Below are 26,869 nucleotides of genomic sequence, written 5' to 3' on the forward strand. Positions count from 1 at the left end.
GGCTTCGCTAAAGGAGCCGGCTTCTTCCACCCTCCAACCGGAGATGCCATGCCGACCGCCGCTTCCGCCAAACGAGCCAGCGCTGCCGCGCGGCTCGAACGCCTGCCGTTTTCGGGCTATCACCGCACCATCTTCATCATCATCGCGATTGCGTTTTTCTTCGACTCGGTCGATCTCGGCACGATGACCTTCGTGCTCGGCTCGATCAAGACGGAGTTCGGTCTGTCGAGCGCGACGGCTGGGCTCGTGGCGAGCGCGAGCTTCTTCGGCATGGTGCTCGGCGCCGCCGTTGCGGGCCTGTTCGCGGACCGCTTCGGGCGGCGTCCCGTGTTTCAATGGAGCATGGTGCTGTGGGGCGTCGCGTCGTATCTGTGCTCGACGGCGCAAAGCGTCGACTCGCTGATCGTCTATCGCGTGCTGCTCGGCATCGGCATGGGCATGGAGTTCCCCATCGCACAAACGCTGCTATCGGAATTCGTGCCGACGGCTTCGCGCGGCCGTCTCGTCGCGCTGATGGACGGCTTCTGGCCGCTGGGCTTCATCACGGCGGGCTGCGTGTCGTTCTTCGTGCTGCCCCACTTCGGCTGGCGCACCGTGTTCGCGCTGCTCGCGATTCCCGCCGTGTTCGTGCTGATCGTGCGGCGCATCGTGCCTGAATCGCCGCGCTGGCTCGAACATCGCGGACGTCTCGCGCACGCCGATGCCGTGCTCGATTCGATTGAAGCGAAGGTCATGAAGTCGAAGGGACTGTCGTCGCTGCCCGCACCGTCGCTGCTCGCTGATTCTGGCGCGCCGTCGAAGCATGGTGCGTTCCGCGAAATCTGGAGCGCCGCGTATCGTCAGCGCACGATCATGGTGTGGGCGCTGTGGTTCTTCGCGCTGCTCGGCTTCTACGGGCTCACGTCGTGGCTCGGCGCATTGATGCAGCAGGCGGGCTTTGCCGTGACGAAATCGGTGCTATACACGGTGCTCATTTCGCTGGGCGGCGTGCCGGGCTTTCTGTGCGCAGCGTGGCTCGTCGAGCGCTGGGGACGCAAGCCCACATGCATCGCTTCGCTGGTAGGCGGCGGCGTGATGGCTTACGCGTATGGCCAGACCGCGCTGCACGCCGACAGCGTGACGCTGCTGATCTGCACGGGCCTCGCGATGCAGTTCTTCCTGTTCGGCATGTGGGCCGTGCTCTACACGTACACGCCTGAGCTCTACGGCACGGGCGCACGCGCGACGGGCTCGGGCTTCGCATCGGCGATCGGCCGTATCGGGTCGCTGATCGGCCCGTATGCGGTCGGCGTGGTGCTGCCCATCTTCGGACAAGGCGGCGTGTTCACGCTCGGCGCGCTGTCGTTCGGTGTCGCGGCGCTAGCCGTTTGGGCGCTCGGAATCGAGACGAAAGGCCTGTCGCTCGAAACACTCGTCTCCCATGTCGACGACGAAGCGTCCCCCTGGCGCGTCACCGCCGACGACGCGCGCTGATACACATGATACGCATCGACGAACCCGGGCGTAACGCGCCACGCCCTTTCCAGTTGCTGTAACGGGCTTTCCCTCGCGTAAGCCTGTTACCGCGTCAGCATCGCGCCGTCATGGCGTCGATGCGCGCATTTGGCGAGCGCGCCGCGAGTCCATCGCGCAAGCCAGCGCCTTTCGCCACTGTCAGACGTGTAACGACGTAACGTGGTGAAAGAAGTCCGTCGTCAAACCGTCGCGCCATCCCATTAGCATGTCAGCACTGATCGCTCACTTGTCCACGGAGGTGTCCGAATGTTGAGCCCTCACGAACTCGCGACGCTCATGCTGCTGAATGGCAGCGAACGCCGTATAGAATCGCTCGACCCCGATGTGCTGGCTTTACGTCACTACGAACTCGTCGAAGTGCACGAGCTTCGCGGCGGCGTGGCCGCGTTGCAGATCAGCGCGCGTGGACGCGATCTGCTTAAAAGACTTGGGATGGATGCGGCGCGCTGAATGGCGTCGCCGTCGCATGGCACGCAGGCAGGCAGCTTAGCGTCGACGCGGGCGAGCTACGGTGTTCGCGCCCTGCTGCCGCTCGCTTGCGACATTGAACATGCTCATCCGCACGGTGATGTGCATCGTATTCGCGGTGAACGAAGCCAACGGTTGCCGCACGGGTTTTGCTTCAGACGCGCGATGCGGGCCGCTGTCCTGGACGCCGGTGCGCTTCGCGTCGATCGGAATATCCGCCGTCGCGGGATGCTCGACGACCGCTTCTCCGACGGGCGCGGCGTTATCCGCCATCACGGGTACGTTCATTTCCGCCCGGCTTTCTGCAAACTCACGTGCCGGTTCATGCGACGGCGCATGCGGCAACTCATGTGACAGCTGATGAGCCAGTTCAGGCACATCGGCCCTGGCCATGTCGTCCGCGAACATCGGCTCGCCGGTGCGCGCAGCGGTGGCAGTCATCACAGGCTCACGCCGGGCCTGCTCGACGGCATCGGTATCGGCGGCTGAAGAACCCGCGTACACGTCGACCCATTTCGGCAGATCGGCGAGATCGACGATCGTGAGCCTTCCGCCATAGACCGCACCCGTGTCGATGTTGATCACGTTGTCTTTCGCGGTGACGCCCGCCACGGGCGTATGGCCGACGATCACGGCCGTCACGTTCCCGATCCGTCCCGGCGCATGCGACTGCGCGCGCACGCTGTGCTTCGCCTTGTCGAGCAGGCTGCGCAAGGTGTTACGCGACGGCGCGGGAGGCGGCTGATAGGTCTTCCAGCGGGTGCGTGCCCAGATCGCCTTGCGACGTGTCTTGCCGTCGGCCTTTTCTTTTTCGATCTCATCGACCAGCCGGTTCCAGTCCGAAACGGGCGAATCGGCATGCACGATACCGACCAGCCCGTGTTCCGTTTCGATCTCGATCAGATACGGCAGCGACGCCATGTACGCGGCGATCGCGTTCACCCATTCGCTGTCTTCCGCCCGGTCGAGCAGCCAGTTGCCGCCGTTGCTCAGCAGCGAAAACGCCTGCTCTTCGCCGGCATGCCAGCGCACGATGACGTCCTCGTGATTGCCCTTCACCGACCTGATGCCATACCGTTCGACGACGTCGAGCAGGTGCTCCGATTGCGGCCCGCGATCGACGAGATCGCCGACCGCGAACAGCCGGTCGCGTTGCGGATCGAAGTTGCGCGCTTCCAGCTCCGCGCGCAGTTGCGCGAAGCAGCCGTGTATATCCCCGACGACGAAGTCGCGTCCCGAGTCGTTACGCGGATAGCGGTGAACGGCGCGATAGGGCTCTCTCATGGTTTGGAACACACGAATAACAGCATTGGACGGAAGAAAAAAATCCGCGAAAAAAAATCAAATAAAACAGATAAAAAATCGGGGCAGGTACGGCCGCACTGGCCCGCTGCACTGTTGATGGCCTAGCATAGCGCGCAGAAAGTGGAAAAGGTGCTACACAAAAAAGGTTTGTGTAACCGTTCGTGAGCACGTTCGTTCGGTGCGCCGGGTCGTCGCCGGGTCGTCGCTGGGTCGTGCATGTCGGCGCGCAAACAGGCGCATTGGCAGCCGCTTACGCGGAGTCCATCCGCATCGCACCGGGCGTCGCCACGGCCCGTCTGGCATTCGAGGCGAGCATGCGCGCGAGCAACACCTTCGAAATATGCAATTCCGTCGCCGCTGCATCGAGCCGTCCCTGATTTCGCGCGACGGCCAGTTCGACGGCATCCCATTCGGGAATCTCATCGGTTTCGTCCGATGCCCGCATCAACGGCGTGCTGGCGACATGCTCGAAGCCCAGATCCTCCGCGGTGATCAGCGGACCATTGCTGGCCACGAGGGCATGCCGGATACGGTTGATCATTTCTCGCACGTTGCCGGGCCATGTGTGCGTATCGAACGCTTCCCATGCGCACACGGAGAACCCCTGCACACCGTGCCGCGAATCGGAACGGAAGCTCTTCAGCAGATGCGCCGCGAGCAGACGGATGTCCGGGCCGCGTTCGCGCAAAGGTGGAATGGCAATTGTCGCGGGGGAGAGCAACGCAAAAAGACGCGCGTGCAGACGGGTCTCGTCTGCAGCGCGCTGCAAGTCGATATGTGTCGAGCAGATGATGCGCACGTTGCGCGCTCCGTCACCGATCAGATCCGCGAGCCTTTCTTGTGCCGCAAGCGGCAGTTCGCAGATGCCGTCGATATACAGTGAGCCGCCCTCCGCCATGCTCAGGCGGGATCGCTGATTGCCCGTTTCGACTTCAGTCTCCTCTACGCCAAATATTTCCGCCTCCACGCGCTCGGGCGCGTACGCTGCGCAATCGATCGAGACGAACGGCCCTTCGCGGCGCGCCGAACCAAGATGTATCGACGAAGCCGCCAGCGTCTTGCCACTCCCCGATTCGCCGACGATCGTCAGCGGACGTTCGTGTTCCGATGCAGTCCGTATTGCCGCGCGCACCTCGCTCATCGAAGCGCATGCACCGATCATCGCCAGCACTCCCGTATTGGCGCCCTTGTGCTCGATCGCATCGACAGCAGTCATCTCATACGCGCGATCGAGTTCCTGCGCGATCGTTTCGGCTGCTGCGGGCAGGCGGATATAGCTCACACAGCGCGTACGCACGATCCGCCCGATCTCGGGATCGTTCAGATGCGCGTTGGTGACGACGGCGACCCAGCTGATCGCCGCACTCGAACGCGTGAGTTCGTCGACTTCGTTCAGATCGTCGGGAATGTTCAATGAGGGAAATTCGATCAGACCCGCGGCACGATCGTTCGCAAGCAAGGCAGCGCCCTGCCGGTCTCGAATGTCTATGCAGCGGATACGCCATTGCAGCGACGGAAGATTCCCATCGAGACATGCGCGCTCGGGATTGCAGACGTGATAGAGCCGTTTCAGGTTTAGATTCATGACGTGATCGGTTAGCCCGCCTCGATTGATCGAACAGGTACCGACTCTGACGCCCCCGTTAAACGTCAGCGGTCGGTGACTAAAAAGTAGCGGAATAGCAGATGCATCAATACGGCGGGTTGTTACCGTTTGAAAACATCTACACGTAACCACCGTTTGCCCGATTCTTGAATGGAGAGACGGCAGCGAGCACGCGAGCCGCCACTGTAAAGCGACAGAAGGGAGACGGCCGGAATGCCGCATAACGCGTCATGGTTACGCGGGTAACGATCCTTTACATTCGTAGAAAAGCACTGTGGCGAACTGGACACAGCGGTAATTTGAGACGCCGCGAGCGCAGTACTTGTTTCCCATTCGATGGATATATAACGAGGAAATTACGGCTGGATTCCAAAGCCGGAAAAGATGGATCCGGTAATCATGAATCGGTTCAAGCCGCTGGCGAAGTGCTTACCGGTGTCGGCGGAATGTGGGGGCGGGCATGATAGCGCGTAATGCTTAAGGGATGCTGATGCGAAAAACGCAAATTCGCACACAACGACGCAGCGAGTCAGCCTTACTGCATAGACGTAATTGTTTAGCTATCGTGTGACGAATGTTTCTTTATGAGTCGCGCGACTTAAGCAAGACTTCAGTGTTGTTGCGTGACAATGATGTTCTCTCAGGTTCCGGCAGCATGGCCCTCGGAATAAGCCGGAATCTTTTGTGGCCGACCTCGGGTCGGCCATTTTTTTGGCCGGTCATGTTTTGCGTCGCGGCAATCCCGTCTCAAAGGGCGTCGAAACTCCAGCTGCCTTCCACGTCGATCACCGTCTTCACCGAATTGGCGAGAAAACAGGCGTCATGCGCGAGATGATGCAGATGCGCGAGCGCTTCGTCGCTGGGCGCTTTCACGCCTGCAAATGCAACGGCAGGCTTTAGCACGACGCGCGCAACCACTTCCTTGCCCGCGTCGTTCTTTGCCATCGTGCCTTCGGCTTCATCGCGATACGCCGTGACGACATAGCCCTGCTCCGCCGCGATCGACAGAAACCACAGCATATGGCAACTCGACAGCGCGGCGACGTAGGCCTCTTCGGGATCGACGCCTGCGGGATCGGAGAACGGCACGCGCACGACGTGTGGCGAACTCGATGCGGGTATTACCGCGCCGCCGTCGAACGTCCACTGATGCGCGCGGCTATAGCGGTTGTCCGTGAACTTGCTACCGTTGCTGCTCCATTCGATCAGCGCCGTATGTTTGGCCATGACGTCAAAGATCCTCTATGTGGATGATCAGATGGGTGTCAACACGTCTTCGCCCGCGAAGTGACGCGTGGCGTTCGTGATGAAGTTATCGACGGATGCCGTGATGGCTTCCGGCGACGTGCCTGCCACATGCGGCGTAAGCACGACGTTGGTCAGATGGAGCAGCGCCTGCGGCGGGTGCGGCTCGCCTTCGCACACATCGAGTCCCGCGCCCGCGATCGCACCGCTGCTCAACGCATGCGCGAGCGCAGGCGTATCGACGACGCTGCCGCGCGACACATTCACCAGAAAGCCTTTCGGCCCCAGCGCTTCCAGCACGTCCCGATCGACGAGATGATGCGTCGATGACCCGCCCGGCGTTGCAACGACGAGATAGTCGCTCCAGCGCGCGAGTTCGCGCAGGTCGCCGAAGTAGCGCCACGCGACGCCGTCGCGCGGTTGGCGGTTGTGATACGCGACGTCGATATCGAAGCCCGCTGCGCGCCGCGCGACCTTCTGCCCGATATTGCCGAGGCCGATGATGCCAAGCCGTTTGCCCGACACGGAAGGACGCATCGGCAGCGCGTCGCGCCAGACACCTTCGCGTGTTGCGCGATCGCGTTGCGGCACGTCGCGCACCACCGCAAGCAGCAAGGCCATCGCATGATCGGCGACGCAGTCGTCATTCGTGCCTGCGCCGTTCGCGAGCACGATGCCGCGCGCACGCGCATGGTCCGTCGCGATGTTTTCGTAGCCCGCGCCGAGCGCGCTGACGAATTCGAGTGCAGGCATGGCGACGATTTCCCCCGACGTCAAACCCGTCGTGCCATTGGTCAAAACAGCACGGATCCTGGCGCCGTGCGCTGCGACGGCTTCTGCGCGCGCTTCGCGGGTCGGGGCGTAGTGGAGATCGAACGATGCTGCGATGCGGGTGCGACTGTCGTCGCCGAGGGGAATCAGTACGAGGAGGGAAGGTTTCATGACGTCGATGCCATGTGGTGGGAGGGCAACGCGGAGTGTAGCAATAAGGTTCGCTGCGCGATGCGTTTTGGTCTGCTGGGTGGTATACGCGGTTTGGGTGGCATAAGCGGTTTGGCTGGCATCCGCGGTTTCGTAGCGGTGCTTCAAGCGTCGCCCCTGTGCGGGGCGGCACCTACTTTTCTTTGCAGCGGCAAAGAAAAGTAGGCAAAAGAAAGCCGCTCACACCGCCAATCCTTGTGTTTGCCTGCGGGCCCCCTACAGGTCCCGCACTCCAGACGGCAACTCACTTTTCCACGCGTGTTGCCAGCGCCTTTAACAGGCGCATCACCCGCTCCAGTCACCCGTAGCACAGCCAGCGGCGGCAATCCGTCACCGCCGCCCAGGTGGCAAACGGTGTGTAGCTTGTCGCACCGCATGTGTTGGCGCTCCTACGACACCGATCCCGCTTTTCAGTCCGGAGTGGTGCACTTCCATCGCGACGGCCTACACACCGTTTGCCACCTGGGCGGCCGGGGACTTTCTGGTAACGCGTTCCGTGACGCGGGCATGCGAAGCGGGTGAGGCGTGAGTTAGCACGCTGGCAACGGGCATAAGTCAGTGCGTTGCCGTCTGGAGTGCGGGACCCGTGGGGGGCCCGCAGGCAACTACCAGAACTGGCGGGGTTAGCCCGCTTTCTTTGCTTACTTTCTTTGCGGCGGCAAAGAAAGTAAGTGCCGCCCCGCACAGGGGCAACGCTAATAAACCAGAAGCAAACCGCGGATGCCAGCGCAAGCCAAAACCAAAACCCAAAACCAAATAATGGCGACTAGCGTCGCAGACAAAAATCAGTGCGCACTGCGCTTCTCACTATCAAGATGCGCCATCTGCGCAGCAGCATACCGTTCACCCGCCGCCGCGCCCTTGGGTACCGCTCGCTCGATGGCAGCGAGCTCCCCCGCATCCAGCCCAACGTCCAGCGCGCCGAGCGCTTCCACCAGCCGATCGCGCCGCCGCGCGCCGACAAGCGGCACGATATCGCCGCCTTGCGCGGCAACCCACGCAATCGCGATCTGCGCAACAGAAACGCCCTTGCCATCCGCGATCTCGCGAAGCGCTTCGACCAGCGCAAGATTGCGCTCAACATTCTCCCCCTGAAATCGCGGGCTCATCGCGCGAAAATCGCCCTTGCCCGCCGCGTCCTTCTGCCAGTGCCCGCTGATCAGCCCACGCGACAGCACGCCGTACGCCGTCACGCCAATGCCGAGTTCGCGCAGCGTCGGCAGGATGTCGTCTTCGATGCCGCGCGAAATCAGCGAGTACTCGATCTGCAGGTCGCAGATGGGCGTAACGGCCGCCGCTTTGCGGATCGTCGCCGCGCCCACTTCGGACAGCCCGACGTGCCGCACATAGCCCGCCTGCACCATCTCGGCGATCGCGCCGACCGTGTCTTCGACAGGCACGTTCGGATCGAGCCGCGCCGGACGATAGATGTCGATGTGATCGACGCCGAGCCGCTGCAGCGAATAGGCGAGAAAGTTCTTCACGGCCGCCGGGCGCGCATCGTACGCGGTCCAGCCGCCCGCCGGATCGCGCATCGCGCCGAACTTCACGCTGACAATGGCATGGTCGCGCCGCGACGCGGGCGCGCTCCTCAACGCCTCGCCAAGCAGGATCTCGTTGTGGCCCGAACCGTAGAAATCGCCCGTATCGAACAGCGTCATGCCCGCTTCCAGCGCCGCGTGGATCGTTGCGATGCTCTCGGCGCGGTCGGCCGGTCCATACATGCCCGACATGCCCATGCAGCCGAGGCCGATCGCCGAACTCGCCGGGCCCGCCTTGCCAAGTCGCAGTTGCTTCATGTTCGTTCTCTCCGTGGATTCGTCCAATGCGTCGAACGCGCTGCGCGACGCTTGAGACGCAGTATCCGCGCAAATCGACCGTGCGATAATCCACCTCAATCCGAATGCCCTGTGCGAAATTCCGAACAATGGTCGAACCCGATCTGGCCGATCTGAAAGCCTTCGTCGCCGTCACGGCCGCACGCGGCTTCCGCAACGCAGCGTCGACGGGCGGCGTGTCCGCATCGTCGCTGAGCGAGGCCGTACGGCGTCTCGAGCAGCAACTGGGCGTGCGTCTGCTGAACCGGACCACGCGCAGCGTCACGCCGACGGAAGCCGGACAGCGCCTGTTCGAACGGCTCGCGCCGGCGTTCGGCGAGATCTCGACGGCGCTCGATGCGATCAACGTGTTCCGCGACAGTCCCACGGGCACGCTGCGCCTGAACGTGCCGTCGATCGTCGCGCGCGAAGTCCTGCCCGCGCTGCTGTCGCGCTTCCTCGCCGATCATCCGGGCATCAGCGTCGAGGTGGCGTCGAACGACACCTTCATCGACATCCTGGCAGCCGGTTTCGACGCGGGCATCCGTTACGACGAGCGCCTCGAGCGCGACATGATTGCCGTCCCCATCGGGCCGCCGATGCAGCGCATGATCGCCGCCGCGTCGCCCGCCTATTTGCAGCAGCACGGCGAACCGCGTCATCCCGACGAACTGGTGCGGCACGCGTGCATCGGCCATCGCTTCGAAAGCGGCGTGCTGGCTGTGTGGGAGTTCACGCGCGGCAGCGAGACCGTGCGGATCGCGCCGAACGGGCCGCTCGTCGCGTCGATTATCGATATCCAGCGGCGCGCGGCCGTCGACGGACTCGGCATCGTCTATTCGTTCGACGAGTTTTTGCGCCCCGCGCTCGACGACGGCACGCTCGTCCCGATCCTGCATGACTGGTGGCAGTCGTTCACGGGGCCACGTCTGTACTACGCGAGCCGCGAGCACATGCCCGCGCCGCTGCGCGCCTTCGTCGATTTCGTGCTGCGCGACAATCGCAGCCGCGACGCGGCATGACGCGCACGGGCACGGCTCAGCGCCGCTTGCCGTACTTCTTCCAGTAGCCGAACGTGTCTTCGTGACACTCAATGTCGAGTTCCGACACGCGCGCCATCATCCGTTCCTGCGCGTCCTGCACCGCAAGGTTGTAGATCACAGGCCCGATTTCCTCGACGAAGAAGCCGAGCAGCGCGCCCGCCTGGATGTTGCCGATCGGCTCGTCCATGTTCTCCGCGAAGTAGCGCTGCAGCGAAGCGATCGCTTCGTTGCGCACGTCCTTGTCCAGTTCGATTGCCATGCGTGTTCATCCCGGTTGCCTGCATCGGGCGATGCAGCACTGCGGATGAAACAGGAAAGCGGCGCGCCCCGCAAGAGGCGCGCCGCTTTCGACAGGCGTGCGCGGGTCAGCTGTTGATGAACGCGAGCAGATCGGCGTTGACCTTGTCGGCTTCCGTCACGCACATGCCGTGCGGGCCGCCCTCGTAGATCTTGAACGTCGCGTTCCTGACGATCTTCGCGGACAGCTTGCCGGCTGCGTCGATGGGCACGATCTGGTCGTCGTCGCCGTGCAGGATCAGCGTCGGCACGTCGATCTTTTTCAGGTCTTCCGTGTAGTCGACTTCGGAGAACTCGCGGATGCACAGATACTGCCCATGCACGCCGCCCGCCATACCCTGCGCCCAGAACGCGTCGATCGTGCCCTGCGACACTTTCGCGTTGGGCCGGTTGAAGCCGAAGAAAGGCATCGCGAGATCCTTGTAGAACTGCGAGCGGTTGTCGGCGACACCCTTGCGGATGCCGTCGAACACGTCCATCGGCAGCCCGCCCGGATTCGCTTCCGTCTTCAGCATGATGGGCGGCACGGCGCCGATCAGCACGGCCTTCGCGACACGCTTCGTGCCATGACGTCCGATGTAATGCGCGACTTCGCCGCCGCCCGTCGAATGGCCGACGAGCGTCGCGCCCTGAATATCCAACGCATCGAGCAGCGCGGCGAGATCGTCGGCGTAGGTGTCCATGTCGTTGCCGTTCGACGGCTGGTCCGAGCGGCCATGACCGCGCCGATCATGCGCGATTACGCGAAAGCCGTTCTGCAGCAGGAACAACATCTGTGCGTCCCACGCGTCCGCGTCGAGCGGCCAGCCGTGCGAGAAGACGACGGGACGGCCCGTACCCCAATCCTTGTAGAAAATCTGCGTGCCGTCTTTCGTGGTAATCGTACTCATGCGGTTTCGCTCCATTGGGTGTTGACACATTGCGCCGCACTGCGGCGGGCGGGTTGATCGCAGGACAACGACAGGACAGCGGCACGCACAACATCGAGGCGCTCGACTCGATGCGCGCGCAAATATCCGGGCTGTCCCTTCGATTATCGACGGCCATGTTACAGCGCGATAAAACATCCTTCAGACGAAGGGCTATCGACGCAAACGGACGAGCGCACGCGCAGCGCGTCCCCGCGAACGCACGCGCACAGCGGACACGCGGCCCGCTTCGTGCCCGCTTCGATCTTCGGCAGTGACGGCGAGCGCCGCCGCTCGCGCTTCAATGCGCTTCCCGTGGCTGCGCATTCGCGACACGCGGCTCCTGCGCGGCGACCAGCGTGGGCGTCGACGTGGACGTGGCATCGGCATCGCCCGTCTCCATGTCATTGTGATGGGACATGACAGCCTTGACGCCCGCTTCGGCGGCAGGCGTCGCCACATAGGGAACGAAAGCCGAAATGGCGACGACGATCAGATAGGTAAACATGATGCTTCCCCTGCAACCCGCGTTGACGCGTTGGCGCCTTGCGCCGTTCTCATGCAGCAAGGTGGTTGCGATTTCGAGGCACGAAGGGGCGCACCGGCGTGCCGGCGCGCTGCAGACTGATCGTCGCCTGCTTCACGGCGAAGCGTATCGAAACGCATCGCCGGAAAACACGCTTTCGTCGTATTGCGCGTGCCGCTCGCGTTCTTCGACGCGATACGCGATCACGTTGGCAATCCGCGAACTGCGTGTACCCTCCGAACAGCATCCGGCGACTTGTATGAACCTTTGCACCGATATCACCGACGACCGGTTAATTCGATTCGTAGGGCATGGATATGCGAAAGTCAACTCGACGATCGCGGCGCGCGTTGCACGCGCTACGTGATGGCGGATTAGCCCGATGACGGCGCATCCGTTACCTGTCGTTCTGTTCGGCGCGTTCGACCGGCACAACTTCGGCGACATGCTGTTCGCCCACGTCGCCGCGCGCCTGCTAACGGACCGCCGCGTGCGCTTTGCGGGCCTGGCGGCACGCGATCTGCGCGCGCAGGGCGGTCATCGCGTCGAAGTGCTGCGGCAGATGCACGAACGTGCGGTCGATCTGCTGCATGTCGGCGGAGAGATCCTCGCCTGCGATGCGTGGGAAGCCGCCGTGATGCTGCAATCGCCTGACGACGCGCAGAAGGTCATCGCATCGCAGCAGCACGATCGTTCCGGATGGGCGCAACGCGTGCTCGCCACGAGCGAACGCGTGCCGTATGTGGTGTCGAAGAATGAGTTGCCGTGCGCCGCGCGTGTGATGTTCAACGCCGTGGGCGGCGTCGCGCTCGATGTTCGCGAGGCCGCGTTGCGCGATGAAGTGATCGCCAAACTCGCACACACCGACGATATCAGCGTGCGCGATCTCCACACTCAGGCGCTGCTCGCGCGATCGGGCATCGATGCGCGGCTCGCGCCCGATTGCGCGCTGCTGGTTGCCGAACTGTTCGGCGACGTGATCCGCGAACGTGCGAACGCTCAGGCCCTCGCAACGCTCCGCGAAGCCGCGCCCAACGGCTATCTCGCCGTGCAGTTCAGCGCCGATTTCGGCGACGACGCCACGCTCGCGCGTCTCGCCGCGCAACTGGACCGCACGGCCGACGCGCATCGTCTCGCCATTGTGTTGTTCCGCGCCGGCGCAGCGCCGTGGCACGACGATCTGTCGTGTCTGGAGCGCACGGCGGCGCAAATGCACGCGCCTTGCGTGCAGGTATTTCGTTCGCTGAATATCTGGGACATCTGCGCGTTGATTGCACACAGCCGCGGCTATCTCGGCAGCAGCCTGCATGGCCGGATCGTCGCGATGGCGTATGGGCTGCCGCGCATCAATCTGCTGCGCGACGAAGACTTCGCGCGGCCCTGCAAGCAGACCGCGTTCGCGCAAACGTGGGAAGACGCGGACGCGCCCATCGCCGTGCGCGTGAGCGAGATCGCGAGCGGCATCGATGCCGCGATGTCCGTCGATATCGAGGGGCTGAAGCAAACCGCGGCGCGGCTCGTCATGCTGTGCCGCAGCGCATTTCAAACGACAGTTTCACATCTGAGCAGGTAAGGGTTTTCTGTCTGCGACGCAGTCGCCATCATTTGCTTTTTTGCTTTTTTGCTGCGCTGGCATCCGCGATTTCGTATCCGTACTTCATGCGTCGCCCCTGTGCGGGGCGGCACCTACTTTTCTTTGCAGCGGCAAAGAAAAGTAGGCAAAAGAAAGCCGCTCACACCGCCAATCCTTGTGTTTGCCTGCGGGCCCCCCACGGGTCCCGCACTCCGCACGGCAACGCGCTATTTCATGTGCGTTGCCAGCGCCTTTAACAGGCGCATCACCCTCTCCACTCACCCTTAGCCCAGCCAACGGCAGCGATCCGTCTGCGCCGCCCAGGTGGCAAACGGTGTGTAGGTTGGCGCACCTTACGCGTTCGCGCACCTACGACACCGATCCCGCTTGTCGGTCCGGAGTGGCGCACTTCCATCGCGACGGCCTACACACCGTTTGCCACCTGGGCGGCTGTGGACTTTCTGGTAAAGCGAAACGTGACGCGGGAAGGTGAAGTGGGTGAGGCGTGAGTTAGTACGCTGGCAACGTGCGTGAGACAGTGCGATGCCGTGTGGAGTGCGGGACCCGTGGGGGGCCCGCAGGCAATGACCAGAACTGGCGGTGTTAGCCCGCTTTCTTTGCTTACTTTCTTTGCGGCGGCAAAGAAAGTAAGTGCCGCCCCGCACAGGGGCAACGCTAGCAAACCGATACGAAACCGCGGATGCCAGCCAAACCGCCGATGCCACCCAAACCGCGGATGCCAGCGCAAGCCAAAACCGCGAATGCCAGCGCAGCAAAAAACCAAAAGCAAAAAACCAGAATTGGCGACTGCGTCGCAGACAAACAAAAAACCGGCAAAGCCCGCGCCCCGCAGGCAATTTTCTTCAGTGCCCCATGGCACCGTAAAATACACAGACATTCGCCCTTGGACACGTCCGTCATGCCCGCACCAGCCAGCCCGCGCAGCCCCACCTCCGACGACTCCGAAATGTTCGATCTCGCGCCCGTGGCGCTCTGGCTCGAAGATTTCAGCGGCGTCAAAGCGCTGTTCGAAGACTGGCGAGCACAAGGCGTGACCGATCTGCGCGCCCACATCGGCAGCGACCTCAAACGCGTCGGCGAATGCGCAAGGCGCATCCGCGTGATCAAGGTCAACCAGAAAACGCTCTCACAATTCGAAGCCGCGGATTTCAGCTCGCTGACGGATAACCTGTCGACCGTCTTCCGCGACGACATGCTGAAAACCCACCTCGAAGAGCTGTGCCAACTCTGGGCAGGCCAGGATCACTTCACGAGCCAGACGGTCAACTACACGCTCGGCGGCCGACGTCTCGACGTGCTGCTCAAAGGCAAGATTCTGCCGGGCCACGAGGACGGCTGGGATCGCGTGCTGGTGTCGACGGAAGACATCACTGAACTGGAAGGCGCGCGCCATCGCGTGACAACCGCCGAACAGTACGTGCGCGGGCTGTTCGAGTACTCGCCCGTGTCGCTGTGGGTCGAGGATTTCAGCGCCGTCAAGCGTCTGCTCGACGAAGCGCGCGCCGCCGGCATCACCGATTTCCGCACCTTCACCGACGTGCATCCGGAATTCGTCGAGCGCTGCATGGCAGAGATTCACGTGCTCGATGTCAACCAGCACACGCTGGACATGTTCGCCGCGCCCGACAAGAAAACGCTGCTCGCCCGCCTGCCCGAAGTGTTCCGCGACGACATGCGGCCGCATTTCCGCGAGCAGCTGATCGACCTGTGGGACGGCAAACTCTTCCAGCAGCGCGAAGTGCTCAACTATTCGCTCGAAGCCAACGAGATCCACGTGCACCTGCAGTTCTCCGTGCTGCCCGGTCACGAACGCAGCTGGGATCTCGTGCTCGTCGCGCTCACCGACATCACCGCGCGCAAGAAAGCCGAAGCGTATCTGGAGTTCCTAGGCAAGCACGACGTGCTGACCAAGCTGCGCAACCGCTCGTTCTACGTCGACGAACTGAACCGGCTGGAACGCAAGGGCCCGTTCCCGGTGACTGTCGTCATGGCCGATCTCAATGGCCTGAAACGCGTCAACGATCAGCTCGGCCACGCAGCCGGCGACGCGCTGCTGCGCCGCGCCGGCGAAGTGCTCGCGAAGGCGCTGGAGACGCCCTTCAACGCCGCGCGTATCGGCGGCGACGAGTTCGCGATCCTGCTGCCCGGCACCGACGAACGCGGCGGCGCAGCGATGATCGAAACGATCCGCCAGCTGGTCGATCTGAACAACCAGTTCTATCCGGGCTCCCCCATCAGCTTCTCGATGGGCATGGCGACGGTGCAGCGCGGAGAGCGTATCGAAGCGGGCGTGCAGCGCGCCGACCTGCTGATGTACGAGGAAAAGCGCGCGCACTACACGTCGCAGGAATCAGCCGGTCCGCAAAAGTAAGCGGTTTTCTTCGTGCGGCCCGCGGCATGCTCAGGACTTCACGGGCACGCCGTACGTGCCGACGATGCGCCTGTCCTGCTCCGCCGCGGAAAACAGCTCCCATTCGAGCCCATTCACGTCGATGCTGCTCGAATAACCTTCGACCGCATCGTCCTCGAACCCGACGTGCCGCAATTGCCCTGCTTTGCCGGGCTTTTCGTTGATCGAGAAGTTGAGCAGGTCCGTGCGCCACATCGCATATTGCCCCGGCACGACAGCCGAGGGCGGCTGTCCGAGACGGCGGCTATAGTCGTCGATCGATTCGTCGAGATTCGCAACGGCCAGTGCGATGTGAAAGCGCTTCATGAGTGGGCTCCGCAGCAGGTTGAGATGGTGCAGCCCGACCATCGTAGCCACGCCTCGCACACGTAGCCAGACCAGCGATCATGCTGGTATCGGCATTACCAGCATTACCAGCATTACCCGCCTTGCCGCATCCGTTTCAGAAAGGAGCCGCATTCGATGCTTTCCCATGTGTTCATCGGTGTCAACGATTTCGAGCGGGCGTTTGAGTTCTATTCGGCGATACTCGCCGAACTGGGGCTCGCGTTGAAATTCCGCGAGGAAGAGCGGCCGTGGGCGGGCTGGATGAAGCCCGGCGTCGCGCGGCCGCTGTTCCTCGTCGGCAGGCCGTTCGACGGCCAGCCTGCCGTCGCGGGCAACGGGCATATGGCTGCGCTGCTGGCCGCGGACCGCCCTACCGTCGATCGCGTGCACGCGACGGCGCTCGCGCACGGCGCCGTTTGTGAAGGACCGCCCGGGCTGCGCCCCGAATATCACGCGAACTACTACGGCGCGTACTTTCGCGATCCCGACGGCAACAAGCTCTGCGTCTGCTGCCACGACCCTGCGTGACAGCATAGACAGCGCAGACCGCACGGCGTGACGCGCCCGGTCAGTTCGTCGTCACGTACTTGCGCGTTGCGAGGACGGAGCGCTGCGGCGGCGGTACGACGGGATCGAGCGTGCCTCGCATGCGCTTCACTTCATCGATGGGACTCAGGCCGAACAGGCGCTTGAATTCGCGGCTGAACTGCGACGCGCTTTCATAACCGACGCGCGCCGCTGCCGCGCTTGCGTTGAGCCCATCCTGCACCATCAGCAGACGCGCGTGATGCAGGCGCGTGGTCTTCACGTACTGCATCGGCGAAGTCGACGTGACGTTCTTGAACTGCGCATGAAACACCGCGAGGCTCATGCCCGACTCGCGCGCGAGCGTCTCGACGTCGAGATCGCCGTCGTATTCCGTGTGAATGCGCCGCAGCGCCTTCGCGATACGCCCGAAGTGATGCTGATGCGTAAGCGCCGCGCGGATCGCATCGCCCTGCACGCCCGTCAGCACGCGGTAGCAGATCTCGCGCACGATCGACGGCGCGAGAATGCGCGCATCGAACGGCGACACCAGCGCTTCGAGCAGACGCAATACAGCGTCGCCGAGCGGCTGGTCGAGCGGCGTCGAGTAGATGCCGCGCGGCTCGCTGTCGACGGTGCCGTGCGTTTCGTTGAGCAGCATCAGCAGTTCGGCGACCATCGTCAGATCGACGCGGATCGAAATGCCCAGAAAGGGCTCGTCGACGCTCGCTTCCGTCTCGCATTCGAAAGGCAGCGGCACGGACAGCACCAGATACTGCTGCGCGTCGTAGATGTACGAGTGATCGCCCAGATAGCCGCGCTTGCGCCCCTGACAGACGATGACGATGCTCGGCTCGTACATCACCGGGCGGCGCGGCATCGGATGATTCGCGCGCAGGAACTTGACGCCTTCGAGCGGCGCATCCGTCATGCCCTCGGCGGGCGCAAGCGTGCGCAGCAATTCGACCATGCGCTGTTGCGGGTTGCGCTCCGCGAGCGGCGCGCCTTGTGAATGTTTTGTGTCGGACATGATGAAATCCAGTCGGCGAACCATGTGGCGCCAGAGAATATGGCTTGAAATCTAGCATTAAATGTCCTACCGCGTACGCCACCAGGAGAAATAGGCAAACCTTCAAGACGTTCAGGTATTCCCTGGGCCGGGTCCGATGCCTAACATGGGAACCCTGTCGCAAAGCCCGCTTCCTGTCCGCGACACCCGTCCATCGCCTCGCACGAGGCACACGCGCCGCGCTTTCCGTGCCTGGCGCCCGCCGGACGGACCTCACGACGGACACTCCGCGCGCCACGGCGCACGACAGATTCATTCGCCGCGCTCTCAGGCCATCAGCAGGCCGCCTGCAGGCCGCGCGGCGCCTCGCGCAATTGCATCATCGAGCTGGAGCCCACATGACCACGACCTACGCCTTCGCCGCAACCGACGCACAATCGAAACTCGCGCCGTTCGAATTTCAGCGTCGCGATCTGCGCGAACACGATGTACAGATGGAAGTCCTGTTTTGCGGTGTCTGTCATTCGGACCTGCATCAGGCACGCAATGAATGGAAGAACACGATTTACCCCGTCGTTCCGGGCCATGAAATCGTCGGCCGCGTGACGAATGTCGGGTCGCAGGTGACGAAGTACAAGGTCGGCCAGCTGGTCGGCGTCGGCTGTCTGGTCGATTCGTGCCGCACGTGCCCGAGCTGCCAGGAAGGCCTCGAGCAGTATTGCGAGAACGGCTTCGTCGGCACGTACAACGGCAACGACCGTCAGACGGGCGCGGTGACGTACGGCGGCTATTCGACGCAACTCGTCGTCGACGAAGACTTCGTGCTGCGCGTGCCGGAGAACCTCGATCCTGCGGGCGTCGCCCCGCTGCTGTGCGCGGGCATCACGCTGTATTCGCCGCTGCGCACGTGGGGCGCGGGGCCCGGCAAGAAGGTCGGCATTGTCGGCCTGGGCGGCCTCGGCCACATGGGCGTGAAGCTCGCGCATGCGATGGGCGCGCATGTCGTGCTGTTCACGACGTCGGTGTCGAAGATCGAGGATGCGAAGCGTCTCGGCGCCGACGAAGTCGTGATCTCGAAGAACCCGCAGGAGATGGAAGCGCATGCGAACAGCTTCGATCTGATCGTCAACACGGTCGCGGCGCAGCACGATCTGAATCCGTTCATCAACCTGCTCAAGCGTGACGGCACGCTGACGCTGGTGGGTGCGCCGGAGCACGATCATCCGTCGCCGCAGGTGTTCAACCTGATCATGAAGCGCCGGCGTCTGGCGGGTTCGCTGATCGGCGGCATTGCCGAGACGCAGGAAATGCTGGATTTCTGCGGCAAGCATGGCATCACCTCGGACATCGAGATGATCCGGATGCAGCAGATCAATGAAGCATACGAGCGCATGTTGAAGAGCGATGTGAAGTACCGCTTCGTCATCGATCTCGACTCGCTCCGCAAGTAACGGGCAGCAGGACCCAACAGGACCGGATTCGCGCCTCACCCCTTCCCTCCAGGCCGCGCAGGACGGCGGCCTGTCCCTGCTTCCCGCCTCGCATCTTCATTGCGTTTGCAGTGCCGCCGCGCCGTCCCCATGGGACGGGGCCGCCGCGGTGTTTTCTGCTGGTTTGTTTTCGACAGGAGAGTTCCGTGATCGACCGTATTCAGGCGATGCGCACGTTCATGCGTATCGTCGATACCAACAGCTTTACCCGCGCAGCGGAGTCGCTGGAAATTCCGCGCGCGACGGCCACCACCATTGTGCAGAACCTGGAATCGCTGCTAGGCACGACGCTGCTGGTGCGCACCACGCGGCGTCTGAGTCTCACGCCGGAAGGCGCGGCCTATTACGACCGCTGCGCGCAAATTCTCGCGGATATCGACGAGATGGAAGCGACGCTGCGACAGACGCTCGACAACCCGAGCGGACGCTTGCGCGTCGAGATGCCGGGTGCGGTGGCGACATCGATCGTACTGCCCGCGCTCGATGATTTTCACGAGCGCTATCCGTCGATCGATCTCGCCATTGGCGTGAGTCATCGCAATGTGGATCTCGTCGGCGAGGCGGTGGATTGCAGTATCCAGCTCGGCGAGTTGCCGGATTCCGGCCTTGCTGCCAGGCGTCTCGGCACGTTGGAGCATGTCACGTGTGCAAGCCCCGCTTATCTGGAGCGTTATGGCATGCCTGAAAGTCTCGACGATCTGTCGGGGCATGTCGCTGTGAATTGCATGTCGGCGCTGACGGGGCGTGCTGTCGATTTCGATTTCGACGTCGGCGGCAGCCCGTTGACTGTGAAGGTCGATGGATTCATCAAGGTCAGCGACGAGCATGCTTATCTGACCTGCGGGTTGCAAGGGCTTGGGTTGATTCAGCCCGCGAGGATTGCTGCGCAACCGTTGCTCGAAAAGGGTTTGCTTCGAGAAGTTTTGCCGCAGTGGAAGCCTGTGCCGATGCCTGTTTCGGTTGCCTACGTGAAGGGGCGGCGCGTGTCGCCGCGGGTCAGGGCTTTTGTCGACTGGCTCGCTGAACTGTTTGAACATCAGGGGCACGTCGAGGCGGATTTGTCGCGGGTGAGGATGTTGATGCGCGAGCGCGCGTATGCCGCGTGACGTATCGCGCGCCTTGAAACGTCCATGCAATCAATATTCAGGTATCACATTGTTTTTCGACCGACATGGTGAGATCGAATCCGTGCGCTTTTTCAGCAGCGCAAAAGCGCGCGATCTCAATCCACATCGTTCAGGTGACCCATGTCGATATCCCGTACCCGCTACGGCAATAACCTGTCATACAGATACGACCATTTCGGCACTGTTGAACCTGTACGCGAAAGGCTATCGGGACGCGGGCGGCATAACGGGAGCGCGAACGACCTATTATGCGGACTCCCGAACCTACCGGGCTCTCGATCCTTCACGACAGCGATCCCGTTTGTCGGATACGCCGCTGTCCGGCATCGGCAACCGCCTGACTCCGCCATCCACGCCGCTTCCGCCGCCGCCCGATTTCGATCAACCGGGGCCATCCGGCTGGCAGGGTGTCACTCCGAACTCAAGCGCGACCTGAACGCACGGGTCAACGACCGGCATCCGTTTGCGCTGTATCGTCCGTCCACCGTATCGCCCGAAGACCTGAAGAGACAGAACGGCTTTGTCGCCGACGACATGCCGCTCGGCGATGTCAGCCTCGACACGCACGACGATGACGTGCAGCGAGGCAAGGACACTGTCGATGGCGCCGGTTTTCTGGGCACGTTTCGCGGCGAGGACACTGCCAGGCAGAAGATGAATGCAGGAGGCAGGGACGGCTACAACAGCACATCGCCGACTGACGGATTCGCAGATCACGCGTCGGCACACGATGCCTGTCCCCTCCTTGCTCTCGCCTCGCCCAGCACGCGCGCCAACGTCGCAGCACTCATGCGCGCAGCGATCGCCTTCACATACTCGTGATGCCGCGCATCGAGCGGTGCGCCGAGGTACTGCGCCTGCAGATAGCGAATCAATGCGATCCGCCGATGTCCCAGCGCGATACTCTGATCGAGCAGCGCCATCGCCGCATCCGCATCGCCGGCCGCATAGGCCCGCTTCACCAGTTCGGACGTCTGCGCACGCGACATATCGACTGCTCAGCGCGAAAAAGAACCCGCACGCCGGGCATCGAAATCGCTCCGCGTCCAGTCGAGTTCGACCCCAATGCGCCGCGTACCCTCGCGAATCTTCGGCTTATGCAAAGAAAGCGTAAGCGCATCGAGCGCGGGCCATTCATCGAATGACAACAGCGCAATCTCGACAGCCAGCGTCTCCAGCAACCGCGTATGCGGCTTCGTCGACAGAAACTCGCTCACGCGATTGCAGTAGCGCTCGTAGTCGATCATCGCGTGCGAGCCCTCTTCCGAGGGCTCGCAGCGATACGCAAGGCTCGCGTCGATCACAACCGGCTGCGGCGCAAGATGCTCGTGCGCATGAATGCCGATGCGCGTCTGCACGACAAGCTCATCGATAAACACGCGCCAGCCCTTGCCGCGCAGCGACGACTGCACCAAAGCCGCCAACGGCTCCTCGAACGGCTTCACGACATCAGCGGCTCAGCCGCGTCGAGCATGATACGAACGAAGTAATCGGCGAAACTGCGGCGCACGACGATCTCATACGCATCGCCAGCGACGGGCACCAGCACGATCGACGCCTTGAAGTAATGGCTCTGCGCGCATTGGCCCGGCGCAAGCAGACGCGGATGCAGATCGAGCGGACAGCCGCGCGCGATCACATCGCGCACCTTCTCGCCGCTCACTTCGAGCACCGTCCAGCCGCTGCCGATATCGACGGCCGATGCAAACTGCCCTTGCAGCGCCTCGGCCAGTTTCTCTTCGGCAACGGGCGCCTGCGCCTGCTGCGAACGCACGAGCCACTCGTCGGGACCGAGCCACAGCACGTCATAACCGTTGCCGCGCGCCACCGTGTTCGGCTTCGCGGGCGGCTCGCAGCCCGTTACGCTCTGCACAGCGCTGACAAAAGCCGCGTCGCGCACGTCGCCGCGCAGACTGACGAGATCGCAAAACGCCTTCTCGCGCAGATGGAATTTCTTCGACGGCGCCACCGCATGCTTCTTCACCAGTTCGCCGACACCTGCAAGCGGCGACTCCTGCCACGGTTGACCCGCCACTCGTTGCGCGACAGCCGAGGTTGCGCCCGGTGCATTGTTCCTTGCTTCATTCCACATGTTGACGCACTCCTTCGGTGTCGTAGAAAACGGGGCTGGCGATCTTCGCGGCGATCTGCTTGCCGCTCGACAGCGGAATCGTCACGCTCTGCCCCATCTTGTTCAGGCCGCCCTTGACCACGGCGAGCGCGATCGAACGATTCAGAATCGGGCTGTAGTAACTCGACGTCACGTGCCCGAGCATCGGCGCCGTATCGCCCTGGAAGGGACCCGCGACGATCTGGCTGCCTTCGGGCAGCACGAATTGCGGATCGTCGGTGAGCAGACCGACGAACTGCTTGCGCCCGTCCTTCGCGGTATCCGAACGCGTCAGCGACCGGCGTCCGAGGAAGTCCTTGGTCTTCGCGACCAGCCCGCCCATGCCCAGATCGTGCGGCGTCACGGAACCATCCGTATCCTGGCCGACGATGATGTAGCCCTTCTCCGCGCGCAGCACGTGCATCGTTTCCGTGCCGTACGGCGTGATGTCGAACTCCGCGCCCGCGGCCATCAGCGCTTCCCACACCGCGCGGCCCATGTTCGCGGGCACGTTCACTTCATACGCGAGTTCGCCCGAGAAGCTGATCCGCATCACGCGCGCCTTCACGCCCGCCACCGTGCCGTTGCGATACGACATGAACGGGAACGCTTCGTTGGCGAAGTCGATGTCGCTGCACACCTTCTGCACGACCTTGCGGCTCTTCGGACCGACGACGGCGAAGGTCGCCCAGTGGTCGGTCACGGAGGCAAGACGCACCTTCATGTCCGGCCATTCCGTCTGCAGCCAGCGCTCCATCCACGTCAGCACGCGCGCCGCGCCGCCCGTCGTGGTCGTCATCATGAAGTGCTGATCGGCGAGGCGCACCGTCACGCCGTCGTCGAACACCATGCCGTTTTCGTCGAGCATCAGGCCATAGCGGCACTTGCCGACTTCGAGCTTGCTCCACGGGTTCGTATACATCCAGTTCAGCAGCTTCGCGGCATCCGGGCCCTGAATGTCGATCTTGCCGAGCGTCGATGCATCGAGAATGCCGACGCTGTTACGCACCGCGAGACATTCGCGCTTCACGGCCGCGTGCAGGTCTTCACCCTTCAGCGGGAAGTACCAGGGACGCTTCCAGTTGCCGACGTCCTCGAACATCGCGCCGTTCTCGACGTGCCATTCATGCACGGCCGTCTTGCGGATCGGGTCGAGCAGATCGCCGAGTTCGCGGCCCGCAAACGTGCCGAAAGTGACCGGCGTGTAGTTCGGGCGGAACGTCGTCGTGCCCGTTTCGGGGATCGTCTTGCCGAGCGCATCGGCGAGAATCGCCATGCCGTTGATGTTGCCGAGCTTGCCCTGATCGGTGCCGAAACCCATCGCCGTATAGCGCTTCACGTGCTCGACGGATTCGAAGCCTTCGCGCGCGGCGAGCAGAATGTCGGCCGCCGCCACGTCGTTCTGGAAGTCGACGAACTGCTTCGGACCGCGCGCCGCTTCCGCTCGGCTGCCGACGAGCCACAGCGGCTGCAACGGCGACTCGGCGACTTCCGATGCCTGCGGCACCTGCGGACGCCTCACGGCATAACCGATCGACTTCACGGCTTCGACGCCGGCATCGACGGCGAGACGCAGGCCGCGCGCGAGGCTGAATTCGCCCGCCGCCGCGCCGACGCTCGTCTCAGGCTGCATGCCCTTGCCAGGCACGAAGCACGCTTTCGTATCGTTCCAGTGCGCCTTGCCGCCCGACTGCGCGAACAGGTGCAGCACAGGGCTGAAGCCGCCCGACATCGCGACGAGGTCACATGGCAGATCGGCCTGTTTCGCGCCCGTCTTGCCGTTCGCGTACGCGACCACTTCAACGGATGTCACGCGCTGCTTGCCATGTGCCGTCATCACGGCGGCATTGTTCATGATCTTCACGCCGTGACGTCGCGCCGCCGCCTGCAACGCGCCGCTGCCCTGCGCACGCGGATCGACGACGGTGACGTTCGCGCCGCATGCCTTCATGTCGAGCGCGCATTGATAACCGGCATCGTTGTTCGTGAAGACGACGGCGTTGCGGCCCGGCATCACGCCGAAGCGATGGACATAGGTCGACACGGCCGACGCCATCATCACGCCGGGCAGATCGTTGTTGCCGAAGACGATGGGACGCTCGTGCGCGCCCGTCGCGAGAATTACGCGTTTCGCGCGGATTTTCCACAGCAATTCGCGCGTGCCCTTGCGCATCGACACCGGCTGATGATCCGTCAGACGCTGCGTGACCGTGACGAGGTTGTGGTCCTGATAGCCGAACGCCGTGCTGCGCGACAGGATCTTCACGTCGGGCATGCGCGAGAGTTCCGCTTCGATCTTCTCGACCCAGCTCATCGCCGAATGTCCGTCGATCTCCGTCTTGCACGACAGCAGGCTGCCGCCGAGTTCGCGCTGATCGTCGACGAGAATCACGCGCGCGCCGCTCACGGCCGCCGCATGCGCCGCCGCGAGGCCCGTCGGCCCGCCGCCGACCACGAGCACGTCGCAATGCGCGTAGCACTTGTCATAGCGGTCGGCGTCGCGCACTTCAGGCGACTTGCCGAGACCCGCTGCTTCGCGAATCTTCTCTTCGTACTTCGGCCACCATTTGGCCGGCCACATGAAGGTCTTGTAGTAGAAGCCCGCGGGCATGAAGCGCGAGAACTTCTGGTTGATCGCCATGCGATCGTGCTCGAGATTCGGCTCGGCATTCACGCTCGTGGCAACGAGCCCCTGATACAGCTCGATTTCCGTCGCGCGTGCATTCGGCACCGTATAGGCGCCGCGCTCGAGCTGCACGACGGCATTCGGTTCGGCGACGTCGGCCGTGACGATGCCGCGCGGCCGGTGATACTTGAAGCTGCGCGCGACGAAGTGCACGCCGTTCGCGAGCAGCGCGGAGGCGAGCGTGTCGCCCTGGAAGCCCTGATACGTGCGTCCGTTGAACGTGAAGGTCAGCGGAATCGCGCGGTTGATGCGCCCACCGGCGCCGAGGCGGTTCTTCTGGCTCATTGCTTGTTGCCCCCTTGCTGGTTCCCTTGTGCATCGGTGGACGTGTTACCCGTTTTGAAAGTCTCGTAGCCCTGGATGTTGTACGAGACGGTGTCGCGCGTCGCCATGAACCAGCGGCGGCAGCCCTGCGCGTGCATCCACTGCTCGCGATGCACGCCGCGCGGGTTCTTGCGCATGAACAGGTAGTCGCCCCATTCGCGGTCGGTGAGCTTGTCGGTGTCGAGCGGACGGGCGATATCGGCTTCGCCGCCGCAGCTAAATTCGGATTCGGCGCGCGGCCCGCACCACGGGCATTCGATCATCAGCATGGTTGTTACTCCTCGTGTGCGAGCGTTTAGTGGGCTACGGCAGCAGCGCCGTGTTCGTCGATCAGATGACCGGTGTAGAAGCGGTCCAGCGAGAACGCCGCGTTCAACGGATGCGGTTCGTCGTTCGCGATGGTGTGCGCGAACACCCAGCCCGAGCCCGGCGTCGCCTTGAAGCCGCCCGTGCCCCAGCCGCAGTTGAAGTACAGGCCCTTCACGTCCGTCTTGCTGATGATCGGGCATGCGTCGGGCGAGACGTCGACGATGCCGCCCCACTGACGGTTCATCCGCACGCGCGAGAACACCGGGAACATTTCGACGATCGCCTGCAGCGTGCCTTCGATGATGTGGAAGCTGCCGCGCTGCCCGAAGCCCGTGTACTGGTCGACGCCTGCGCCGATCACGAGATCGCCCTTGTCGGACTGGCTGATGTACGCGTGCACCGCGTTCGACATGATCACCGAGTTGACGACGGGCTTGATCGGCTCCGAGACGAGCGCCTGCAGCGGATGGCTTTCGAGCGGCAGACGGATGCCCGCCATGTCGGCGAGCGTCGTCGTGTTGCCGGCTGCGACCACAGCGACCTTCTTCGCCTTGATGAAACCCTTCACCGTATCGACGCCCGTCACACGGCCGCCGTCGCGGCGAATGCCCGTCACCTGGCAGTTCTGGATGATGTCGACGCCCGCCTGGTCCGCGCCGCGCGCGAAGCCCCAGGCAACGGCGTCATGCCGCGCGACGCCCGCGCGACGCTGAATCGATGCGCCCAGCACGGGATAGCGGCTGTTCAGATTGATGGTCGGCTCGATTTCCTTGATCTGCTCGGGCGTGAGGAACTCGGCGTCGACGCCGTTCAGGCGGTTCGCGTTCACGCGGCGCTCCGTATCGCGCACATCCTGCAGCGTATGCGCGAGGTTCATCACGCCACGCTGCGAGAACATCACGTTGTAGTTCAGGTCTTGCGACAGACCTTCCCACAGCTTCATCGCCTTTTCATAGAGCGCGGCCGACTCGTCCCACAGATAGTTCGAACGCACGATGGTCGTGTTACGCGCCGTGTTGCCGCCGCCGATCCAGCCTTTCTCCAGAATCGCGACGTTCTTCACGCCATGTTCCTTCGCGAGGTAGTACGCGGTCGCGAGACCATGCCCGCCGCCGCCGACGATCACCACGTCGTATTCCTTCTTCGGTTCCGGGCTTCTCCACTGCCGCTCCCAGTTCTCGTGATACGACAACCCATTGCGGAACAGACTGAATATCGAATAGCGGCTCATCGTGCAGACCCCTTCG

The 26,869-nt window shown here is 63.2% G+C and carries 25 protein-coding genes; 8 read left to right on the top strand and 17 right to left on the bottom strand.

The window, feature by feature from the left end:
* Positions 1 to 48 precede the first annotated feature (48 nt).
* Positions 49 to 1,473 carry an MFS transporter gene (locus FRZ40_RS18475; RefSeq protein ID WP_147235085.1) on the top strand — a complete coding sequence of 475 codons (1,425 nt, stop codon included), beginning with the start codon at positions 49 to 51 and terminating at the stop codon, positions 1,471 to 1,473.
* Between the two features lie 288 nt (positions 1,474 to 1,761).
* Entirely contained in the window at positions 1,762 to 1,965 is a 204-nt protein-coding gene (locus FRZ40_RS18480) for a hypothetical protein (protein WP_028369238.1), read from the top strand.
* Between the two features lie 36 nt (positions 1,966 to 2,001).
* Here the strand turns inward: FRZ40_RS18480 and FRZ40_RS18485 are convergent, their stop codons facing one another.
* The 5 genes from FRZ40_RS18485 to FRZ40_RS18505 all read right to left on the bottom strand — a co-directional run bounded on the left by FRZ40_RS18485 (position 2,002) and on the right by FRZ40_RS18505 (position 8,919).
* Positions 2,002 to 3,267: a metallophosphoesterase gene (locus FRZ40_RS18485; RefSeq protein ID WP_147235086.1), complete on the bottom strand. Its 1,266-nt coding sequence runs from the start codon at positions 3,265 to 3,267 to the stop codon at positions 2,002 to 2,004.
* Positions 3,268 to 3,538: 271 nt separating this feature from the next.
* Complete coding sequence (locus FRZ40_RS18490; RefSeq protein WP_147235087.1) at positions 3,539 to 4,873, bottom strand: sigma-54-dependent transcriptional regulator; 1,335 nt, start codon at positions 4,871 to 4,873, stop codon at positions 3,539 to 3,541.
* A gap of 768 nt (positions 4,874 to 5,641) precedes the next feature.
* Positions 5,642 to 6,121, bottom strand: a complete 480-nt coding sequence (locus FRZ40_RS18495; protein ID WP_147235088.1) for an OsmC family protein — start codon at positions 6,119 to 6,121, stop codon at positions 5,642 to 5,644.
* Between the two features lie 27 nt (positions 6,122 to 6,148).
* Positions 6,149 to 7,081 (bottom strand): 2-hydroxyacid dehydrogenase, encoded by a 933-nt coding sequence (locus FRZ40_RS18500; RefSeq protein WP_147235089.1) that lies wholly within the window; start codon positions 7,079 to 7,081, stop codon positions 6,149 to 6,151.
* 824 nt (positions 7,082 to 7,905) lie between these two features.
* Positions 7,906 to 8,919 (bottom strand): aldo/keto reductase, encoded by a 1,014-nt coding sequence (locus FRZ40_RS18505; protein ID WP_147235090.1) that lies wholly within the window; start codon positions 8,917 to 8,919, stop codon positions 7,906 to 7,908.
* 128 nt (positions 8,920 to 9,047) lie between these two features.
* Between FRZ40_RS18505 and FRZ40_RS18510 the strand changes: the two genes are divergently transcribed.
* The gene (locus tag FRZ40_RS18510) at positions 9,048 to 9,959 is read left to right on the top strand and encodes a LysR family transcriptional regulator (protein WP_028371467.1); all 912 of its coding nucleotides are present in this window, start codon (positions 9,048 to 9,050) and stop codon (positions 9,957 to 9,959) included.
* 16 nt (positions 9,960 to 9,975) lie between these two features.
* Here the strand turns inward: FRZ40_RS18510 and FRZ40_RS18515 are convergent, their stop codons facing one another.
* The 3 genes from FRZ40_RS18515 to FRZ40_RS18525 all read right to left on the bottom strand — a co-directional run bounded on the left by FRZ40_RS18515 (position 9,976) and on the right by FRZ40_RS18525 (position 11,693).
* On the bottom strand, positions 9,976 to 10,239 hold the full coding sequence (locus FRZ40_RS18515) for a DUF2164 domain-containing protein (protein WP_028371468.1): 264 nt from the start codon (positions 10,237 to 10,239) through the stop codon (positions 9,976 to 9,978).
* A 106-nt stretch (positions 10,240 to 10,345) separates the two neighbouring features.
* Positions 10,346 to 11,167, bottom strand: coding sequence for an alpha/beta fold hydrolase (locus FRZ40_RS18520; RefSeq protein WP_028371469.1), 822 nt, complete (start codon positions 11,165 to 11,167; stop codon positions 10,346 to 10,348).
* A 319-nt stretch (positions 11,168 to 11,486) separates the two neighbouring features.
* Entirely contained in the window at positions 11,487 to 11,693 is a 207-nt protein-coding gene (locus tag FRZ40_RS18525) for a hypothetical protein (protein WP_035544660.1), read from the bottom strand.
* Between the two features lie 400 nt (positions 11,694 to 12,093).
* Here FRZ40_RS18525 and FRZ40_RS18530 point away from each other — a divergent pair, with 400 nt between their 5' ends.
* A complete protein-coding gene (locus FRZ40_RS18530; protein ID WP_147235091.1) occupies positions 12,094 to 13,284 on the top strand; it encodes a polysaccharide pyruvyl transferase family protein in 1,191 nt (396 codons plus the stop codon).
* Between the two features lie 675 nt (positions 13,285 to 13,959).
* Here the strand turns inward: FRZ40_RS18530 and FRZ40_RS44090 are convergent.
* On the bottom strand, positions 13,960 to 14,205 hold the full coding sequence (locus FRZ40_RS44090) for a hypothetical protein (protein WP_158647023.1): 246 nt from the start codon (positions 14,203 to 14,205) through the stop codon (positions 13,960 to 13,962).
* On the opposite strand from FRZ40_RS44090, the gene FRZ40_RS18540 reads away from it, so the two are divergent.
* Positions 14,204 to 15,676 (top strand): sensor domain-containing diguanylate cyclase, encoded by a 1,473-nt coding sequence (locus FRZ40_RS18540; RefSeq protein ID WP_147235093.1) that lies wholly within the window; start codon positions 14,204 to 14,206, stop codon positions 15,674 to 15,676. The two genes, FRZ40_RS44090 and FRZ40_RS18540, sit on opposite strands and share 2 nt — an antisense overlap.
* 30 nt (positions 15,677 to 15,706) lie before the next feature.
* On the opposite strand, the gene FRZ40_RS18545 is transcribed toward FRZ40_RS18540, so the two are convergent.
* Positions 15,707 to 16,021, bottom strand: coding sequence for a VOC family protein (locus tag FRZ40_RS18545; RefSeq protein WP_028367805.1), 315 nt, complete (start codon positions 16,019 to 16,021; stop codon positions 15,707 to 15,709).
* 156 nt (positions 16,022 to 16,177) lie between these two features.
* Here FRZ40_RS18545 and FRZ40_RS18550 point away from each other — a divergent pair, with 156 nt between their 5' ends.
* A complete protein-coding gene (locus FRZ40_RS18550) occupies positions 16,178 to 16,570 on the top strand; it encodes a VOC family protein (protein WP_147235094.1) in 393 nt (130 codons plus the stop codon).
* A 40-nt stretch (positions 16,571 to 16,610) separates the two neighbouring features.
* Here the strand turns inward: FRZ40_RS18550 and FRZ40_RS18555 are convergent, their stop codons facing one another.
* The gene (locus FRZ40_RS18555; protein ID WP_147235095.1) at positions 16,611 to 17,597 is read right to left on the bottom strand and encodes an AraC family transcriptional regulator; all 987 of its coding nucleotides are present in this window, start codon (positions 17,595 to 17,597) and stop codon (positions 16,611 to 16,613) included.
* A gap of 377 nt (positions 17,598 to 17,974) precedes the next feature.
* On the opposite strand from FRZ40_RS18555, the gene FRZ40_RS18560 reads away from it, so the two are divergent.
* Together FRZ40_RS18560 and FRZ40_RS18565 are read left to right on the top strand one after the other, a co-directional pair.
* Positions 17,975 to 19,027, top strand: a complete 1,053-nt coding sequence (locus tag FRZ40_RS18560; protein ID WP_028367802.1) for an NAD(P)-dependent alcohol dehydrogenase — start codon at positions 17,975 to 17,977, stop codon at positions 19,025 to 19,027.
* Positions 19,028 to 19,212: 185 nt separating this feature from the next.
* Positions 19,213 to 20,172, top strand: coding sequence for a LysR family transcriptional regulator (locus FRZ40_RS18565; RefSeq protein WP_147235096.1), 960 nt, complete (start codon positions 19,213 to 19,215; stop codon positions 20,170 to 20,172).
* Positions 20,173 to 20,906: 734 nt separating this feature from the next.
* Here FRZ40_RS18565 and FRZ40_RS18570 read toward each other — a convergent pair.
* The 6 genes from FRZ40_RS18570 to FRZ40_RS18595 are packed head-to-tail and all read right to left on the bottom strand — an operon-like array spanning position 20,907 to position 26,853.
* On the bottom strand, positions 20,907 to 21,182 hold the full coding sequence (locus tag FRZ40_RS18570; RefSeq protein ID WP_147235097.1) for a hypothetical protein: 276 nt from the start codon (positions 21,180 to 21,182) through the stop codon (positions 20,907 to 20,909).
* A 9-nt stretch (positions 21,183 to 21,191) separates the two neighbouring features.
* On the bottom strand, positions 21,192 to 21,638 hold the full coding sequence (locus FRZ40_RS18575; RefSeq protein WP_147235098.1) for a dihydroneopterin aldolase: 447 nt from the start codon (positions 21,636 to 21,638) through the stop codon (positions 21,192 to 21,194).
* The gene (locus FRZ40_RS18580) at positions 21,635 to 22,285 is read right to left on the bottom strand and encodes a sarcosine oxidase subunit gamma (RefSeq protein ID WP_028367797.1); all 651 of its coding nucleotides are present in this window, start codon (positions 22,283 to 22,285) and stop codon (positions 21,635 to 21,637) included. The genes FRZ40_RS18575 and FRZ40_RS18580 overlap by 4 nt, the downstream gene beginning before the upstream one ends.
* Positions 22,275 to 25,274: a sarcosine oxidase subunit alpha family protein gene (locus FRZ40_RS18585; RefSeq protein WP_028367796.1), complete on the bottom strand. Its 3,000-nt coding sequence runs from the start codon at positions 25,272 to 25,274 to the stop codon at positions 22,275 to 22,277. The genes FRZ40_RS18580 and FRZ40_RS18585 overlap by 11 nt, the downstream gene beginning before the upstream one ends.
* Complete coding sequence (locus tag FRZ40_RS18590) at positions 25,271 to 25,582, bottom strand: sarcosine oxidase subunit delta (protein ID WP_028367795.1); 312 nt, start codon at positions 25,580 to 25,582, stop codon at positions 25,271 to 25,273. The genes FRZ40_RS18585 and FRZ40_RS18590 overlap by 4 nt, the downstream gene beginning before the upstream one ends.
* Before the next feature lie 26 nt (positions 25,583 to 25,608).
* Complete coding sequence (locus tag FRZ40_RS18595) at positions 25,609 to 26,853, bottom strand: sarcosine oxidase subunit beta family protein (RefSeq protein WP_028367794.1); 1,245 nt, start codon at positions 26,851 to 26,853, stop codon at positions 25,609 to 25,611.
* Positions 26,854 to 26,869: the final 16 nt, after the last annotated feature.

Source organism: Paraburkholderia azotifigens, assembly GCF_007995085.1.
In the GTDB taxonomy this organism is placed as follows: Bacteria; Pseudomonadota; Gammaproteobacteria; order Burkholderiales; family Burkholderiaceae; genus Paraburkholderia; species Paraburkholderia azotifigens.

Excerpts from the sequence above, each read along its gene's own strand:
- FRZ40_RS18545 (WP_028367805.1), bottom strand. The coding sequence starts at position 16,021 with ATGAAGCGCTTTCACATCGCACTGGCCGTTGCGAATCTCGACGAATCG.
- FRZ40_RS18580 (WP_028367797.1), bottom strand. The coding sequence starts at position 22,285 with ATGTGGAATGAAGCAAGGAACAATGCACCGGGCGCAACCTCGGCTGTC.
- FRZ40_RS18560 (WP_028367802.1), top strand. The coding sequence starts at position 17,975 with ATGACCACGACCTACGCCTTCGCCGCAACCGACGCACAATCGAAACTC.
- FRZ40_RS18500 (WP_147235089.1), bottom strand. The coding sequence starts at position 7,081 with ATGAAACCTTCCCTCCTCGTACTGATTCCCCTCGGCGACGACAGTCGC.
- FRZ40_RS18520 (WP_028371469.1), bottom strand. The coding sequence starts at position 11,167 with ATGAGTACGATTACCACGAAAGACGGCACGCAGATTTTCTACAAGGAT.
- FRZ40_RS18515 (WP_028371468.1), bottom strand. The coding sequence starts at position 10,239 with ATGGCAATCGAACTGGACAAGGACGTGCGCAACGAAGCGATCGCTTCG.
- FRZ40_RS18585 (WP_028367796.1), bottom strand. The coding sequence starts at position 25,274 with ATGAGCCAGAAGAACCGCCTCGGCGCCGGTGGGCGCATCAACCGCGCG.
- FRZ40_RS18530 (WP_147235091.1), top strand. The coding sequence starts at position 12,094 with ATGACGGCGCATCCGTTACCTGTCGTTCTGTTCGGCGCGTTCGACCGG.
- FRZ40_RS18555 (WP_147235095.1), bottom strand. The coding sequence starts at position 17,597 with ATGTCCGACACAAAACATTCACAAGGCGCGCCGCTCGCGGAGCGCAAC.
- FRZ40_RS18480 (WP_028369238.1), top strand. The coding sequence starts at position 1,762 with ATGTTGAGCCCTCACGAACTCGCGACGCTCATGCTGCTGAATGGCAGC.
- FRZ40_RS18570 (WP_147235097.1), bottom strand. The coding sequence starts at position 21,182 with ATGTCGCGTGCGCAGACGTCCGAACTGGTGAAGCGGGCCTATGCGGCC.
- FRZ40_RS18495 (WP_147235088.1), bottom strand. The coding sequence starts at position 6,121 with ATGGCCAAACATACGGCGCTGATCGAATGGAGCAGCAACGGTAGCAAG.
- FRZ40_RS18540 (WP_147235093.1), top strand. The coding sequence starts at position 14,204 with ATGCCCGCACCAGCCAGCCCGCGCAGCCCCACCTCCGACGACTCCGAA.
- FRZ40_RS18595 (WP_028367794.1), bottom strand. The coding sequence starts at position 26,853 with ATGAGCCGCTATTCGATATTCAGTCTGTTCCGCAATGGGTTGTCGTAT.
- FRZ40_RS18550 (WP_147235094.1), top strand. The coding sequence starts at position 16,178 with ATGCTTTCCCATGTGTTCATCGGTGTCAACGATTTCGAGCGGGCGTTT.
- FRZ40_RS18510 (WP_028371467.1), top strand. The coding sequence starts at position 9,048 with ATGGTCGAACCCGATCTGGCCGATCTGAAAGCCTTCGTCGCCGTCACG.
- FRZ40_RS18475 (WP_147235085.1), top strand. The coding sequence starts at position 49 with ATGCCGACCGCCGCTTCCGCCAAACGAGCCAGCGCTGCCGCGCGGCTC.
- FRZ40_RS18490 (WP_147235087.1), bottom strand. The coding sequence starts at position 4,873 with ATGAATCTAAACCTGAAACGGCTCTATCACGTCTGCAATCCCGAGCGC.
- FRZ40_RS18485 (WP_147235086.1), bottom strand. The coding sequence starts at position 3,267 with ATGAGAGAGCCCTATCGCGCCGTTCACCGCTATCCGCGTAACGACTCG.
- FRZ40_RS44090 (WP_158647023.1), bottom strand. The coding sequence starts at position 14,205 with ATGACGGACGTGTCCAAGGGCGAATGTCTGTGTATTTTACGGTGCCAT.
- FRZ40_RS18525 (WP_035544660.1), bottom strand. The coding sequence starts at position 11,693 with ATGTTTACCTATCTGATCGTCGTCGCCATTTCGGCTTTCGTTCCCTAT.
- FRZ40_RS18505 (WP_147235090.1), bottom strand. The coding sequence starts at position 8,919 with ATGAAGCAACTGCGACTTGGCAAGGCGGGCCCGGCGAGTTCGGCGATC.
- FRZ40_RS18590 (WP_028367795.1), bottom strand. The coding sequence starts at position 25,582 with ATGCTGATGATCGAATGCCCGTGGTGCGGGCCGCGCGCCGAATCCGAA.